The organism is Streptomyces sp. NPDC043746 (assembly GCF_056436485.1).
The window spans coordinates 88359-103919 of record NZ_JBWKCM010000025.1; the positions used below are offsets into that span (position 1 = coordinate 88359).

The 15561-nt window shown below is 72.5% G+C and carries 9 protein-coding genes; 8 read left to right on the plus strand and 1 reads right to left on the minus strand.

Going from position 1 to position 15561, the window contains the following annotated elements:
* Positions 1-199: 199 nt before the first annotated feature.
* The 4 genes from AC0682_RS24435 to AC0682_RS24450 all read left to right on the plus strand — a co-directional run bounded on the left by AC0682_RS24435 (position 200) and on the right by AC0682_RS24450 (position 3333).
* Complete coding sequence (locus tag AC0682_RS24435; RefSeq protein ID WP_478535109.1) at positions 200-784, plus strand: hypothetical protein; 585 nt, start codon at positions 200-202, stop codon at positions 782-784.
* A 130-nt stretch (positions 785-914) separates the two neighbouring features.
* Positions 915-1385, plus strand: coding sequence for a cation:proton antiporter regulatory subunit (locus AC0682_RS24440; protein WP_478535110.1), 471 nt, complete (start codon positions 915-917; stop codon positions 1383-1385).
* Positions 1386-1387: 2 nt separating this feature from the next.
* The gene (locus AC0682_RS24445) at positions 1388-2668 is read left to right on the plus strand and encodes a cation:proton antiporter (protein ID WP_478535111.1); all 1281 of its coding nucleotides are present in this window, start codon (positions 1388-1390) and stop codon (positions 2666-2668) included.
* A gap of 209 nt (positions 2669-2877) precedes the next feature.
* The gene (locus AC0682_RS24450) at positions 2878-3333 is read left to right on the plus strand and encodes a tellurite resistance TerB family protein (protein WP_254812198.1); all 456 of its coding nucleotides are present in this window, start codon (positions 2878-2880) and stop codon (positions 3331-3333) included.
* Between the two features lie 66 nt (positions 3334-3399).
* Here the strand turns inward: AC0682_RS24450 and AC0682_RS24455 are convergent, their stop codons facing one another.
* Positions 3400-4473, minus strand: coding sequence for a PucR family transcriptional regulator (locus tag AC0682_RS24455; protein ID WP_478535112.1), 1074 nt, complete (start codon positions 4471-4473; stop codon positions 3400-3402).
* 463 nt (positions 4474-4936) lie between these two features.
* Between AC0682_RS24455 and AC0682_RS24460 the strand changes: the two genes are divergently transcribed.
* From AC0682_RS24460 to AC0682_RS24475, 4 genes are all read left to right on the plus strand, one after another.
* Complete coding sequence (locus AC0682_RS24460; RefSeq protein WP_478535113.1) at positions 4937-5626, plus strand: hypothetical protein; 690 nt, start codon at positions 4937-4939, stop codon at positions 5624-5626.
* Between the two features lie 212 nt (positions 5627-5838).
* Positions 5839-7977: a flotillin family protein gene (locus AC0682_RS24465; RefSeq protein WP_478535114.1), complete on the plus strand. Its 2139-nt coding sequence runs from the start codon at positions 5839-5841 to the stop codon at positions 7975-7977.
* Positions 7978-8317: 340 nt separating this feature from the next.
* Positions 8318-13387, plus strand: coding sequence for a DNA repair ATPase (locus AC0682_RS24470; RefSeq protein ID WP_478535115.1), 5070 nt, complete (start codon positions 8318-8320; stop codon positions 13385-13387).
* A 29-nt stretch (positions 13388-13416) separates the two neighbouring features.
* A complete protein-coding gene (locus tag AC0682_RS24475) occupies positions 13417-15468 on the plus strand; it encodes an NAD-binding protein (RefSeq protein WP_478535116.1) in 2052 nt (683 codons plus the stop codon).
* Positions 15469-15561 lie beyond the last annotated feature (93 nt).

The window sequence follows — 15561 nt, forward strand, 5'->3', positions numbered from 1 at the left end:
GGTCGCTCCCCCCACCCACCCAGTACACCTACCCACCCCCCCCCCCCACCCCCCCCCCCCCCCCCCCCCCCCCCCCCCCCCCCCCCCCGCTGTGCAGTCGCGACTTTCCCCGCCCCCGGAGATCCCTTAGCCTCACAACCTGTTCACATTCGGCAAGGCATGACTTCTCCACAGGGGTCAGGTGCGGGGGTAGTGAAATATGCGTGAAAACAGGCGCATAAAGGTGGGCGTTCTCGCCGGGGTGGCGGCGCTGGCGTTCTCGGCTCTCACGGCAGCACCCGCGCCGGCCGCCCAACCGACCGACGCGCTCCAGGAAGTCGAGATGCCTGCGGGGGCCCGGATCGTCGAGGGGCTGGCTCCGGAGGCGGGGGCCGACGTGCCATCCCTGGAGGACAGAGCGGATGTGCCGTCCCTGAAGGACAGAGCCGTCGCGCCCGCCCTCTCGGTGTCCGCCGCCAGGGCCGCTCCCGCCGCCAACACCTGCCTGGGCACCACCGCCGCCTACGGGGCCAAGGGCTGCTTCCAGCACAACGGGGACATCGTCTGGGCCGGTGACACGCGGAAGGACGGCATGTCCGCCGCCGTCGGGGTCTACACCGACTACGGGCGCGCCCCCGCCGTCTGCATCAACAAGCTCGGCGTGAACACCTGGGCCACCTGCGACAAGGACTACCGCGAGAGCGGCAACGTACGGCTGCGGGTTCTGCGCTACGACGGCGACACTGGGAAGTTCTACCAGCCCGAGTCGTGGTCCGGGTGGATCCCCGTCGACGGGAAGTACTGAGGAGCACCAGGGGAGGCCCTGGGTCTCCGGCTTCCGCACGCAGATCGTTTCGAGCCTGCCGCTAAGGTACTGGCCTGATAGAGGGATCAGCTGTGCGCCGAGACACCGACGCACGTCTCGGGAGGTAGCCATGGGGACCCGCCGCACGTCGCTGCCCGGAGTCGGCGCTCAGTACGACTTCACCACCGAGACGGGGCAGCACATCTCCGTCGTCGTCCACCGCGACGGACGGCGGTTCATCGGGTTCTACGATCAGGACGACCCCGACTCGTGCCGGGCTTCCGTGCCCCTGACCACCGACGAGGCCACCGCGCTGGCGCACCTCATCGACCCCGCGCCCATCGACGCCGTACGGACCGAGGGCATCGACCTGGTCACCGAGCACATCCCGCTCGGGTCACGATCTCCGTACGGGGGGCGGCCCCTGGGGGAGACGCGGGCGCGGACCCGGACCGGGGCGTCCATCGTGGCGGTGCTCCGCAGGCACAGCGCGCACCCGTCACCGGAGCCGGACTTCCGGCTCGCCATCGGGGACACACTCGTCGCCGTCGGTACACGTGAGGGCGTCGACGCGCTCGCCGAGATCATCGCGGAGGGCTGACCGTGCACGACACGACCGCACTGCTGGTGGAGCTGGGCGCCGTCATCCTCGGGCTCGGGCTCATCGGCCGGGCCGCCGGACGGATAGGTCTCTCGCCGATCCCGCTGTATCTGCTCGCGGGGCTCGCTTTCGGCCACGGCGGGCTGCTCCCCCTGAAAGCCAGCGAAGAGTTCACCATGGTCGGCGCCGAGATCGGCGTCATCCTGCTGCTCCTCCTGCTGGGGCTGGAGTACAGCGCGTCCGAGTTGGTGACCAGCCTCAAGACGCAGTACCCCTCCGGGGCCGTCGACTTCGTGCTCAACGCGACCCCGGGAGCCGTCGCCGCGCTCATCCTCGGCTGGGGTCCCGCCGGGGCCGTCGCGCTCGCCGGGGTCACCTGGATCTCGTCCTCCGGCGTCATCGCCAAGGTGATGACCGACCTCGGGCGGCTCGGCAACCGCGAGACCCCCGTCGTCCTCGGCATCCTCGTCATGGAGGACCTGGCGATGGCGGTCTACCTGCCGCTGCTCACCGCCATGCTCGCCGGGGTCAGCCTGGCCGGCGGCAGCCTCGCGCTCGTGATCGCCCTCGGCACCGTCGGCTTCGTGCTCTACCTGGCCCTGCGCCACGGGCGTCTCATCAGCCGCGCGGTCTCCTCCGACAACCCGGAGATGCTGCTCCTGGTGGTGCTCGGTCTCACCCTCCTCGTCGCCGGGGTGGCCCAGCAGCTCCAGGTGTCGGCGGCCGTCGGCGCGTTCCTCGTCGGCATCGCCCTCTCCGGTGAGGTCGCGGAGGGCGCGCGCAAGCTCCTCACCCCGCTGCGCGACCTGTTCGCCGCCGTGTTCTTCGTCTTCTTCGGGCTCTCCACCAATCCGGCGGACATCCCGCCGGTCCTGCTGCCCGCCGCCGTCCTCGCCGTCGTCACGGCGTTCACGAAGATCCTCACCGGCTGGTACGCGGCCCGGCGCGCCGGAGTCGGGTCGCGCGGGCGGTGGCGGGCAGGCGGAACGCTCGTGGCGCGCGGGGAGTTCTCCATCGTCATCGCCGGTCTCGCCGTGGCCACCGAGCCGCGGATCGGGCCGCTGGCCACCGCCTACGTCCTCATCCTCGTCGTCGTCGGGCCGCTCACCGCCCGTTGGACCGAGCCCGCCGTCAGGAAGATCCGGGCCCGGCGCGGTCGGCAGGCGGCGGGCGCCGGTGGCACGGTGGTGGAAGCCGCTCCGACGCCCGTTCCCGAGATCCGGGCCACCGCCTCCCTCGACGACCTCACCCCGGAACCCGCGGGCGAGGCGCGCGCCGATTGACCGACCTTCGACGGCAGTTCCACAACGGCCGCTCCGGGCCGCTGCCAACGCGGCGGCCCGGAGCGGCCGTTGTGCTGTCCGGGGGCGGCGCCCTCGGACGAGGGGCAGAGGCCACGAACCCGGGGCGGGGGGCCACCGTCCCTGCTAGCTTCTACACGTCTGTAGAGTTTCTTTTGTTCCGGCATTGCACCGCAACGTATGGAGATGTCATGGCCCTGTGGGATCGGATCAAGGAATCGGCTTCGTCTATGCAGGCGCAGCTGGAGGCGAAGAAGAACGACCTGAAGTCGGGGGCGTTCCGCGACGCGAGCATGGCCATGTGCGCTCTGGTCGCCGCCGCCGACGGCCAGATCGACCCGTCGGAGCGTCAGCGCGTGGCCGCGCTCATCGCCAACAACGACGTCCTGAAGAACTTCCCCGCGGACGACCTGCAGCGGCGGTTCAACGACTACCTGAACAAGCTGACCGCCGACTTCGACTTCGGCAAGGTCAGCGTGCTCCAGGAGATCGCCAAGGCGAAGAAGAAGCCCGCCGAGGCGCGTGCCGTCATCCAGATCGGCATCATCATCGGCGGCGCCGACGGTGACTTCGACAAGACGGAGCAGGCCGTCGTGCGCGAGGCGTGCTTCGCCCTCGACCTGCCGCCGCACGAGTTCGACCTGTAGAAGCGCCTCGATCCCCAGAAGCGCTTCGCCTCGAAGAAGCGTGAGGTACGGGCCGGTCCGGGCGCTTCACAGCTCCTTGGCCGGCCAGTCCAGCAGGCGGGCGCCGATGACGGCCGTCTGCAGGCTGTAGCGGTGCATCGGGTCCGCCGGGTCGGAGCCGGTGAGCTGGTGGATGCGTTCCAGGCGGTACGTCAACGCCCGTACGCTGAGCGCCAGGCGGCGGGCCGTCTCGGCCGCCACACATCCCGCGTCGAAGTAGACCGCCAGCGTCTTCAGCAGCGGCTCCGCGCCGCCCCGCGCCTTCTGGAGCGGGCCCAGCTCGCTGCGGACGAGGTCCGCCATCGCCTGCCGGTCCCGGGTCAGCACCGGGTAGACCAGGAGGTCGGAGGCGTACAGCACCGGTTCCTCCATGCCCATCCGCTCGGCGAGATCCAGGGCTTCGAGCGCCTCGTCGTAGCTGTGCACCACCCCGCCGGGCCCCTTGTGCGGGCGGCCGATCGCGACCTGTCCGCCGTCCGTCGCCGCGTGCGACTGCTTGGCGAAGTAGCGCAGGACGTCGGGCTGGCTGCCGGGCGCGATGCAGACGATCCGCCCGTCCTTCGTCGTCAGCAGGATCTTGCGCCCGCTGAACCGGGTCAGCAGCGCCGTCTCCACACTCCGCGGTACCGCGTCCGTCTCCGTGTACGCCTCCGGGCCCGACGCCACCGCCACCGCGTGCGCCCGGGAGAGCCGCAGGCCGAAGCGGGTGGCCCGCTCCGCGAGCCGCACCAGGTCGCTCCGCCCGTAAAGAAGGTCGTCGATGAACTCGCGGCGCGCCGCCTCCTCCCGCCGGACCGTCAGGCGCTGCGCGCGCTCGAAGCCTTCCGCGAACGCGTCGACCGCCTGCTCCACCGCGGCCAGCACGGCGTCCGTCGTGGCAGGGCTGTTTCCGGCAGCCGTGCGCGGCCAGGCCTCCCGCGTCTGGGCCAGATGCATCGCCACCAACGCACGCAGCTGGTGGCCCGCGTCGGCCGCCTCGCGGCCCAATGCCCGTCGCGCTTCCAGCTCGTCACGCGTCAGGCGGCGTCCGGTTGTGGCGACTTCAGCTAGAATGTGGTCATAATTTCCTAGCATTCGCTCGACGATCTCCGGCTCGGCCACGCACACTCCTCCACCTTGGCAACAGTCCTGTCACGTCACCGACCTACGCTGGGCGATGCCGGTGACCGGCATGAGGAAAGCGTAAAGATTGCCGGAATCCGGCAATGCAGTGGGTGGGGTCCCGATGACAGGATCAGGTCAGCAACACACGGGGGAACACCACGGGGGATACGGGGGAATACGGGGGAGAACAGGCGGCACGCCGGATGATCCACGGGGGATCCACGGGGGATTCGGGATTCGACGGGGCCGTCTGAGGGGAACGAACCGGCCCTGCGGCGCCGTACGAAGCGCCACAGGGCCGGGCCCCACCTCCGCCACCGGTCCGCACGCCCCCGGGGCGTCGGGGCCGGACGACCTCCGGCAGCAGCCCGGCGACCCGGTCGCCGCTCCCCCGTGACCAGGACGAAGACCGCGCCCCACCAGCGGGCCGGCGCACGGAACAGCAGAGGGGGTGGGACCTGTGGGCGATTTCCTGGACGCGGCACTGAGCTTCCCCGCCGTCATCTTCGGGGCGGCACTCGTGGTCGTCGTCTGCTTCTGGCTCCTGGTACTCGTCGGCGCCGCCGACCAGCACTCCTTCGACCCGGACGTCGGCTCCGGCTCCGGACCGGTCGGCTTCGGCGGGGTCCCCGTCACCGTCTCGGTATCGCTGCTCGTCCTCGTCGCCTGGTTCGGCAGCCTGAGCGGTACGGTCCTGCTGCACCAGGTCGGCGCCGCCGGAGCCACCCGCGCGGTGCTCGCCGTCGCCGTACTCCTCGGCTCGCTCCTCCTCGCCTGGGGCGCCGTGCGCCTTCTCGCCCGCCTCTTCCGCCGGTACTTCCCCGCGGAACCTCCGCCCTCGCGCAAGGACTTCGTCGGGTGCGTGTGCACCATCCGCACCGGCTCCGTCAGCGCCGTCTTCGGCCAGGCAGAGGTCGCCGCGGCCGACGGCTCCACGGCCGTCGTCCAGGTCCGCCAGGCCCCCCGGGGGCCGCGACCCGCCGCGCCGCACGCCGAGGAGATCCTCGTCCGGGGCAGCACGGGACTCCTCTACGCGTACGACGAAGAGGGCGAGTTCTTCTGGGTGTCGCCGTACGACCCGGCCCTCGACCCCGGCCCGAAGGAGAAACCCGGCGGGCTCCGGGGACTGCCGGAAGCCGGGGGCGGTTGAGCCCGTCGGTCCGGCCCCGGGGGTGAGCCCCTGGTGTGCCGCCCGCCCGGGTCCGGTGCGGTGCGGCTCGACCGCCGCGTGCAGGTGCCCCGTGCGGCACGTGCCCGGTTCGGTGGTGCCCGCCCGTGAGCCGTCCCGACCGCTGTCCCTACTTCTTCTTCGCTCCGCCTGAACCGACTTCTCTCCGTACCTTCCAGCCGCCTAGGACTCTTATGGATGCCATCTCCCTGGGCATCGGCGTACTGATCGCCGTTGTCCTGCTCATCGTCGTCACCATCGCCTTCGTCATCACCCGCCTGTTCCGCAAGGTCGAGCAGGGCAAGGCGCTGATCATCTCCAAGACCAAGAAGGTCGACGTGACCTTCACCGGTGCCGTCGTCCTGCCCGTCCTCCACAAGGCCGAGACGATGGACATCTCGGTGAAGACGATCGAGATCCGGCGGGCCGGGCGCGAGGGGCTGATCTGCCAGGACAACATCCGCGCCGACATCCAGATCACCTTCTTCGTCCGCGTCAACAAGACCGTCGAGGACGTCATCAAGGTCGCCCAGTCCATCGGCACGCAGCGGGCCAGCGACAAGGACGCCATCCAGCAGTTCTTCGCCGCGAAGTTCTCCGAGGCCCTCAAGACCGTCGGCAAGCAGCTCGACTTCGTCGACCTCTACACCAAGCGCGAGGAGTTCCGGGACCGGATCATCCGGGTCATCGGGACCGACCTGAACGGCTACCACCTCGACGACGCCGCGATCGACTTCCTCGAGCAGACCCCGATGTCCCAGCTCGACGGCGCCAACATCCTCGACGCCCAGGGCATCCGGAAGATCACCGAACTGACGGCGATCGAGCACGTGCGGACCAACGAGTTCCAGCGCACCGAGCAGAAGGAGATCACCCGGCAGGACGTCGACGCCCGGGAGACCATCCTGGAGCTGGAGCGCCGACAGGCCGAGGCCGAGATCAAGCAGCGCCGCGAGGTCGAGACCCTGCGCGCCCGTGAGGAGGCGGCCACCGCCCGGGTGCAGGAGGAGGAGCGGCTCGGCGCGCAGACCGCGTTCATCAGGACCGAGGAGCAGCTCGGTATCCAGCGCGAGAACCAGGCGCGGGAGATCGCCGTCGCGCAGAAGAACCGCGAGCGCGTCATCGCCGTCGAGAGCGAGCGCATCGAGAAGGACCGGATGCTGGAGGTCATCGGGCGCGAGCGCGAGACCGAGCTGAACCGGATCGCCGCCACCAAGGAGGTCGAGGCCGAGCGCCGCGAGGTCGCGGACGTCATCCGGGAGCGGATCGCGGTGGACCGTACGGTGGCTGAGCAGGAGGAGTCGATCCTGACCCTGCGCGCCGTCGAGGACGCGGAGCGGGCCCGTCGGTCGGTCATCATCGCCGCCGAGGCGGAGGCCCAGGAGAAGCTGGTCAAGGACATCAAGGCGGCCGAGGCCGCGGAGGCGGCCTCCACGCACCTGGCGGCCGAGCAGCTCACGCTCGCGGAGGCACGGCTCAAGACGGCCGACCTGGACGCGCAGGCGAAGCTGCGGCTCGCCGAGGGTGTGCAGGCCGAGTCGGCCGCGCCGGGGCTCGCCGCGGTGCAGGTCCGCGACGCGGAGGCAGAGGTCATCGAGAAGGCCGGTCTCGCGGAGGCCGAGGCCACGGCGGCCCGGCTCAAGGCCGAGGCGGAGGGCGCGCGGCTCAAGGCGCTGGCCATGGCCGAGGGCACGCAGGCCCAGGCCACGGCGGACGCGGCGGTCATCGGCGAGAAGCTGAAGGCGGAGGCCGCGGGGCTCACGGAGAAGGCGGCCGCGATGGCGGCGCTGGACGAGGCGTCCCGTACGCACGAGGAGTACCGACTGCGGCTCGACGCGGAGAAGGAGATCCGGCTGGCCGGGCTGGAGGTGCAGCGGCAGGTCGCCGAGGCGCAGGCCACGGTGCTGGCGACCGGGCTGGAGAACGCCGACATCGACATCGTCGGCGGGGAGTCCGTCTTCTTCGACCGACTCGTCTCGTCGATCTCGCTCGGCAAGGCGGTGGACGGGTTCGTGGACAACTCGCAGACCGCGCAGGCGCTGGCGGGGCCGTGGCTGGACGGTTCGTCCTCCTTCACGGACGACCTGAGCCGGGTGCTGGGGTCGGTCTCCACGGGTGATGTGCAGAACCTGACGGTGTCGGCGCTGCTGATGCGGCTGATGGGGTCGCCGGGGGCGGCTTCGGGGCAGGTCGAGCAGTTGCTGGCGGCGGCGAAGGAGCTGGGGCTGGCGGATCTGCCGGTGGGTCCGGCGGGAGACGGCGGCGCTACGAAGGTCGCTCCCGCGGGGGATGTGGTGGTCCGGAACGGCGCCGCTGCCGGGACAGTGGGGTAGAGCTCCAGCCCCTTGCGGGGCGGGGTAGGGCCCCGGCCCGCCCGGCGTCCGAGGGCCAGACCCTCGTCGCGGGCCCGGTCGCGATCCGCCGGACACGCCCGGGCGGGGTGCCCCACGGGGGTGGGCACCTCACCGGCCGGGTCCCTCCGGGCCTGCCCCGCAGGCCGGGAGCGGCCCACCGGGCCGGGGCTGCGTCCTCAAGCGCCGGACGGGCCGGGTCGGCGCCGGACGGGCCGGGTCGGCGCCCCACGGGGGTGGGCGCCCCACGGGGGTGGGCGCCCCACGGGGGTGGGCGCCCCACCCGGCCGGAAGAGACGAAGACACGTAGGGAGCCGTACGCATGGACAGCGACACCACCGCCACCGCCACCACGCCTCAGGGCGGGGAGGCCGATGTGGATGCCGGTGCCTATGAGGTGCTGCGGCAGCGGCTCTCCGCGCAGGCCGGGGAGCTGGTGCGGCGGGCCGAGGCGCTGAACGCCCGGCGGACCGAGGAGTTCGGGTCGACCGAACTGCGGCTCCTCGCCACCGAGCAGGTCCGCACCGAGCACCCCGCCGTCCCGCGCGACCTCGTCGCCGTCGGCGGGCAGTTGCTCTTCGGGTTCGAGCGGGGGCCGGGGGCCCGGGGCGAGGCCGGTGTCGACGACGTACTCCTCGTACGGGATGCCGGCGCCGAGGGCGCCGGGGCGGACGAAGCCGCACCCGAGCCGCCCGCCACCCTCCTGGACGACGACGGCTTCCGGCGCGAGTTCGCCTCCCTCCACCGCTACTTCCGCGACGCCCGGCTCCTCAGGCTGCGCCGCGTCCACGGCAAGCTGCTCGCCGTCTTCCGCACCGCCAAGGACTCCGAGGACATCCGCGTGCTGCGCTGGGCGCTCGGCGCGGACGGGTCGCCGGGGGCGTTCCTGGACGCGCAGGGCGAGCGCGACCACGTCTTCCCGGCCTCGCACGACTTCGAGTGGACAGCGGCCGGGCGCGATGCCCATGTCCCCGGCCGCCACCCGCACATCGCCATCGGCAAGGGCGGCGGGCTCTTCGTCGACACGCTCGGCGGGACGCTGACCGTCAAGGTCACCGACGACGTCGAGTCGCCGGAGGGGATCTACGAGGAGCCCGTCGACGAGCCGTTGCAGTCGCTGGCGGACGCGGACGTGGAGTACGCGGAGGTCGGGCCGCTGACGCTGCTGCGCGTGCGGCCGTACAAGGAGACGCGCTGGCGGCACCTCGTCTTCAACTCGCTGCTCGGAAGCGTCCAGCGGCTCGACGGCATCGGGCCCGCCTGCCACCGGCTCCCCGAGGACCAGGGGATCATCTTCCCGGGCGGCTACTACCTGACCACCGGCACCGCGAAGACCTTCGACACGGCGGAGGAGCTGACCGAGCCGGTCTTCGAGGGGGCGGTGCGCTCGCCCAACGGCGAGGACGTGCTGTACGTCTTCCGCTCCCGCGACGGTGTGCGGAGCCTGCTCCTCCCCTACAACCTGATCCGCCAGGAGGTCGCCACCCCGCTCACCGGGCGCGGCCACGCCCTGCTGGACGACGGAACGCTGATCCTGCTCCGCGACAACCCGGACGGCGGAGACGTTCCGGCGCGCGTCCACCCGTTGCAGCGGTGGCAGACGCCGTACGTCTCCGACACCTACGCCGCCTCCCGCCCGGCCGGGGCCGGGCCGCTCGCGCGGACCGGCAACGCCGATCTCGTACGCGGGATCTCCGACTGTCTGGCGCTCGCGCACGGGGTGCGGGACATGACACCGACGACCGCCGTGTACGGACAGCTCGCCGCCGACTGCGCCCGCGCCCAGGACCGCTACCACTGGCTTTCCGACCCCGAACTGGGCTCGCTGGGGCAGCCGTTGGCGGAGCTGCGGGCCACGGCCCAGCAGGTGCTGGCCGAGTTCACCGCCGTACAGGAGCTGACGCGGCGGGCCGCCGACGCGCTGGAGGAGACCGCCGGCCGCATCACCGCGCTGGTGCGGCGGGTGCGCGGGGAGGTGCCGGGGTCGGCGTCCGCGTGGGTCGAGCGGCTGACCGAACTCCGGCAGGCCCACGGCCACTTGGCGACCATCGGTGAGATGCGGTACGCCGATGTCGAGCGGATCGCGGAACTGTCGGCTCGGACCGAGGACGACATCGCGTCGGCCGCCCAGCGGGCCGTCTCCTTCCTCGCCCGCGAGGACGCCTTCGAGGGGTACCAGGAGGAGATCGCCGGGCTCGTCGAGGACGCGGGCGCGCTGGCGACCGTACGGGACGCCTCGACCGTCTCCGACCGGCTCTCCACGATGACGGACGGGCTCGCCACCGTCACGGACGTGGTGGCCGGTCTGGAGATCGGTGACGCGACCGTCCGCACGTCCATCCTGGAGCGGATCGCGGAGGTGCTGGGCGGCGCCAACCGGGCCCGCGCCACACTGGACGCGCGGCGGCGGGAGCTGCTGTCGAAGGAGGGGCGGGCCGAGTTCGCCGCCGAGTTCGCGCTGCTCGGGCAGGCGGTGACGGGGGCGCTGGCCGCCGCCGACACGCCGGAGACCTGTGACGACCAACTCGCGCGCCTGCTGCTCCAGTTGGAGAACCTGGAATCGCGGTTCGCGGAGTTCGACGACTTCCTCGCGGAGCTGGCCGAGCGCCGGAGCGAGGTGTACGAGGCGTTCTCGGCCCGTAAGCAGACGCTCCAGGACGAGCGGGCGCGGCGGGCCGAGCGGCTGGCGGGGTCGGCGCAGCGGGTGCTGGAGACCATCGGCCGGCGGGTGGCCGCGCTGGACGACCTGGACGCCGTCCACACGTACTTCGCCTCCGACCCGATGGTCGCCAAGGTTCGGCGGACCGCCGACGAACTGCGTGAGCTGGGCGACCCCGTACGGGCGGAGGAGCTGGACGGGCGGCTGAAGGCGGCCCGCCAGGAGGCCGGGCGCGCCCTGCGGGACCGCAGCGAGCTGTACGCGGACGGCGGGTCGGTGATCAGGCTGGGCCGCCACCGGTTCGCCGTCAACACCCAGCCGTTCGACCTGACGCTCGTGCCCTCAGGCGACCGGCTCGCCTTCGCACTGACCGGCACCGACTACCGGGCCCCGGTCACCGACCCGGCGTTCGAGGCGACCCGCCCGTACTGGGAGCAGCTGCTGCCCTCGGAGTCGGCCGCCGTCTACCGGGGCGAGTACCTGGCGGCCCGGCTGCTGGAGGAACGGGGGGCCTCCCACCTCTCCGCGCTGGCCGATGAGGAGGTGGCCCTGCTCGTACGGGAGTCGGCCGCCGAATCGTACGACGAGGGGTACACCCGGGGCGTCCACGACGAGGACGCCACCGCGATCCTGCGCGCCCTGCTGCGGCTGCACGCGGACGCGGGTCTGCTGCGCCACGAGCCCGCCGTCCGCGCGGCGGCCCAGCTCTTCTGGGCGTACGGCACCGAGGAGGCCCAGCGCGCCTCGTGGACCCGGCGTGCCGCCTCGCTGGCCCGCGCCCGCGACACCTTCGGACTGGCCCCGGCCATCGCCGCGCTCCAGGAGGAGTGGGCGGCGGAGATCGGTGCGTTCGACGGAGCGGTCGACGCGCCGGCCGACGCCGTGTCCGCCTACCTCTTCGAGGAGTTGACCAGCGGGCCCGGCGGGTTCGTCGTGGGATCCGGGGTCCGCGCCTTCCTGACCGGCTTCCACCGGGCCGCCGGACCCGGCGCGTACGCGGACGACCTCGCGGCCCTCGACGGTGACCTGGCCGCCCGCAAGCAGCTCGTGGAGGGCTGGCTGACCCCGTACGCGCAGGCTTCCGGCGGGGCTCCCACGGACGGCGACCTGGCGGAGGCCGTGGCGGTGGAGCTCTGCCCGGAGCTGGAGCGGTACGGGTGCGACGCCCCGATCACCGAGCGCGTGGAGGGTCTCCTCGGGGACCACCCGCGCATCGGGGGAGGTGGGAGCCTCACCGTGAGAATCGATGAACTCCTGGCTCGCACCCGGGAGTTCCGGACGCGGACCGTGCCCGGCTTCCGCGCCTACCAGCGGCTGCGCACCTCCCTGGTGGACGCCGAGCGCGGGCGGCTGCGGCTGGACGACCACCGGCCGCGCGTGATGTCGGCGTTCGTCCGCAACCGGCTGCTGGACGAGGTGTATCTGCCGCTGATCGGGGACAGCCTGGCCAAACAGCTCGGCACCGCCGACGCCGACCGGCGCACCGACTCCCAGGGCCTGCTCCTGCTCGTCTCGCCGCCCGGCTACGGCAAGACGACGCTGATGGAGTACGTCGCGGACCGGCTGGGCATGGTCCTCGTCAAGATCAGCGGGCCCAGCCTCGGCCATGACGTGACCTCGCTCGACCCGGACCGGGCACCGAGCGCCACCGCGCGGCAGGAGGTCGAGAAGATCAACTTCGCGCTGGAGGCGGGCAACAACACGCTGCTCTACCTGGACGACATCCAGCACACCTCGCCCGAACTGCTTCAGAAGTTCATTCCGTTGTGCGATGCCACGCGCCGCATTGAGGGCGTACGGGACGGCGGGCCGCGCAGCTACGACCTGCGGGGCAAGCGGTTCGCGGTCTGCATGGCGGGCAACCCCTACACCGAGTCCGGCGAGCAGTTCCGCATCCCGGACATGCTCGCCAACCGGGCCGACGTGTGGAACCTGGGCGAGGTGCTCAGCGGACGCGAGGACGTCTTCGCGCTGAGCTTCGTGGAGAACGCGCTGACCGCCAACCCCGTGCTCGCCCCGCTCGCCGGGCGCTCGCGCGACGATCTGGCGCTGCTGGTGCGGCTGGCGGGCGGCGACGATCCGGCGGCTCGCGCCGATCACCTGGAACACCCGTATTCGGCTGTGGAGTTGGACGCCGTCCTGGCCGTGCTGCGGCATCTGCTCACCGCCCGGGAGACCGTCCTCGCGGTCAACGCGGCGTACATCGCCTCGGCCGCGCAGACGGACGCGACGCGCACCGAGCCGCCGTTCCGGCTCCAGGGGTCGTACCGCAACATGAACAAGATCGCGGAGCGGATCGTGCCCGTCATGAACGACGCCGAACTCTCCGCCGTCGTCGACGACCACTACGCGGGCGAGGCGCAGACGCTCACCACGGGCGCCGAGGCCAATCTGCTGAAGCTGGCCGCCCTGCGGGGGACGCTCACCGCCGCGCAGGCCGAGCGGTGGGCGGCGATCACCTCCTCGTACGTGCGTACACAGGCGCTCGGCGGGCCGGACGGCGACCCCATGACCCGGGCGGTGGCGGCACTCGGGCTGCTCGCGGACCGGATCGCGGCGGTGGAGACGGCGATCCAGCGGGCGGCCGACCCCCGCCATTTGCTGGCAGGGCCGCTGAGCGCCACACCTTCCACCGCGCCCGCCGCGCCGAGCGCGGTGAACCAGCCACCGGGCGAACCGAACCGGCCAGGACTCTCCGACCACCGTGCGAAGATCACAAACGTTCCACACTGACCGGAAGACCGAGCCGGAAGGATCACGGCATGCTGGGTCGCGTGCCCCCACTTCCTCAGCAGCCGGGACGACCGCCGACGGGACGACCGCAGCCCGGGCGTCCGCCGACGGGACGGCCCCCCTCTCCCGGCCACATGATCGTCTGCGGTGACGACGCGCTCGCACGTCGGCTCGCCGTGGAGCTGCGCTTCGTCTACGGCGAACGGGTCACCCTGCTCCTGCCGCCCGGCCGCGACACCAACGGCCCCGAGATACCGCTGACCCAACGGGGGCGCGCGGCGGCCCTGTTCGGCCGCATGTCGGCGGCCATGAACCGGACGGCCGGGAACGCGGCCGGCGGCACGGGCGGCGCGAGCGACGACACCAACGCCGGGGTCGAGGCCGTCCGGATCATGGAGGCGCCCGAGCCCTCCGACGACATCCTGGAGGAGGCGGGCGTCGACCGGGCCGCCGCCCTCGCACTCGTCTACGACGACGACGAGCGCAACATCCGCGCCGCCCTGACCGCACGCCGCCTCAACCCCCGCCTGCGGCTGGTGATCCGCCTCTACAACCGCAAGCTGGGGCTGCATCTGGAGGAGCTGCTCGACCAGGCGGCGGCCGTCGCCATGCCCGGCATCGACCCGGCGACGCTCGACGCCTCCACCACCGTCCTCTCCGACGCCGACACCGCCGCCCCGGCGCTCGCCGCCACCGCCGTCACCGGCAGCAGCAAGGTCATCCAGGCCGAGGGGCTGCTCCTCCGGGCCGCCGAACGCCCCCCGCCGGGACCTGGTCGGACCGCCGACCCGGGGCTCTGCACCCTCGCCCTGCTCTCCTCCACCACCAACGACCCGGCGGGGACCGAAGGTTCGGACAGCAGCGGCGACGAGGGCCCTGAACTCCTGCCCGACGACCGGTCCGTGGCCGCCGCCACGGGGCGCGGCACCGTCGTCCTGGAAGCGATCAGCCGCGCCGGCCCGGACCGCCCCGCGAACCGCATGGGAGGCAGGGGCGCCCCGCTCGCCCAGGTCTTCTCCCGCCGACTGCGCTGGTCCGCCCTCGGGTTCGTGCTGGCGGCGGTCGCCCTGGTGATCGTCTCGGTCCTCACCACCGAGGACACCCTGCTGCACGCGGCCTACCTCATCCTGCTCGACCTGCTGAGCATGAACGACCCCTCGGAGGACGGCACGGCGGCCCGGAAGATCATCCAGATCTTCTCGGGCATCGCCGGGATCCTGTTGCTTCCGCTGCTGATCGCCGCCGTCCTGGAGGCCTTCGGCACCCTGCGCACCGCCTCCTCGCTGCGCCGCCCGCCGCGTGGTCTGTCGGGGCACGTGGTGCTGCTCGGCCTGGGGAAGATCGGCACGCGCGTCCTCGTACGCCTCCGTGAACTCGACATCCCCGTCGTCGTCGTGGAGGAGGACCCCGAGGCCCGGGGCATCCCGCTGGCCCGCTCCATGCACGTCCCGACCGTCCTCGGCGACGTCACGCAGGAAGGCGTCCTCGAAGCCGCCAAGATCCGCCGAGCCCACGCCCTCCTCGCGCTCACCAGCATCGACACGACGAACCTGGAGGCGACGCTGTACGCGCGGTCGGTGAAGCCGGACCTGAGGGTGGCGCTGCGGCTGTACGACGACGAGTTCGCCACCGCCGTCTACCGCACCCTGCGCACCGCGCACCCCCAGGCGCTCACCCGCTCCCGGTCCGTCTCCCATCTGGCCGCGCCCTCGTTCGCGGTCGCCATGATGGGCCGCCAGATCCTGGGCGCGGTCCCGGTCGAGCGGAAGGTGATGCTCTTCGCGGCCCTGGAGGTGGCGGGCCATCCGCAGCTGGAGGGCCGCACGGTGGAACAGGCGTTCCAGGCCCATGCCTGGCGGGTCCTGGCCATCGACGGCACCCCGCCCGCCGACCGCAACCCGGACCTGGCCGCCCTCCCCGCGTACTCGCCGGAAGGCGGCACCCCGCCGCCCTCAGGCCTGGTGTGGGACCTGCAACCCGATTACGTGCTCCGCGCCGAGGACCGGGTGGTGATCGCGGCCACCCGGCGGGGGCTGGCGGAGCTGCTGCGGCGGCAGCGATCGGTGGTGCCGGGGCAGTGAGGGGCCGGCGGCGGGTCAGTGAGGGCGCGCACGGGTGCCCTGAGGGTCGCGCGTGCGTACGCAGTAGGGGCCGCGTGTGCGCCGCGTGAGCTG

Bases quoted from the DNA above. Each gene is read 5' to 3' on its own strand.
- AC0682_RS24440 (WP_478535110.1), top strand. From the start codon at position 915: ATGGGGACCCGCCGCACGTCGCTGCCCGGAGTCGGCGCTCAGTACGAC.
- AC0682_RS24465 (WP_478535114.1), top strand. From the start codon at position 5,839: ATGGATGCCATCTCCCTGGGCATCGGCGTACTGATCGCCGTTGTCCTG.
- AC0682_RS24450 (WP_254812198.1), top strand. From the start codon at position 2,878: ATGGCCCTGTGGGATCGGATCAAGGAATCGGCTTCGTCTATGCAGGCG.
- AC0682_RS24435 (WP_478535109.1), top strand. From the start codon at position 200: ATGCGTGAAAACAGGCGCATAAAGGTGGGCGTTCTCGCCGGGGTGGCG.
- AC0682_RS24475 (WP_478535116.1), top strand. From the start codon at position 13,417: ATGCTGGGTCGCGTGCCCCCACTTCCTCAGCAGCCGGGACGACCGCCG.
- AC0682_RS24470 (WP_478535115.1), top strand. From the start codon at position 8,318: ATGGACAGCGACACCACCGCCACCGCCACCACGCCTCAGGGCGGGGAG.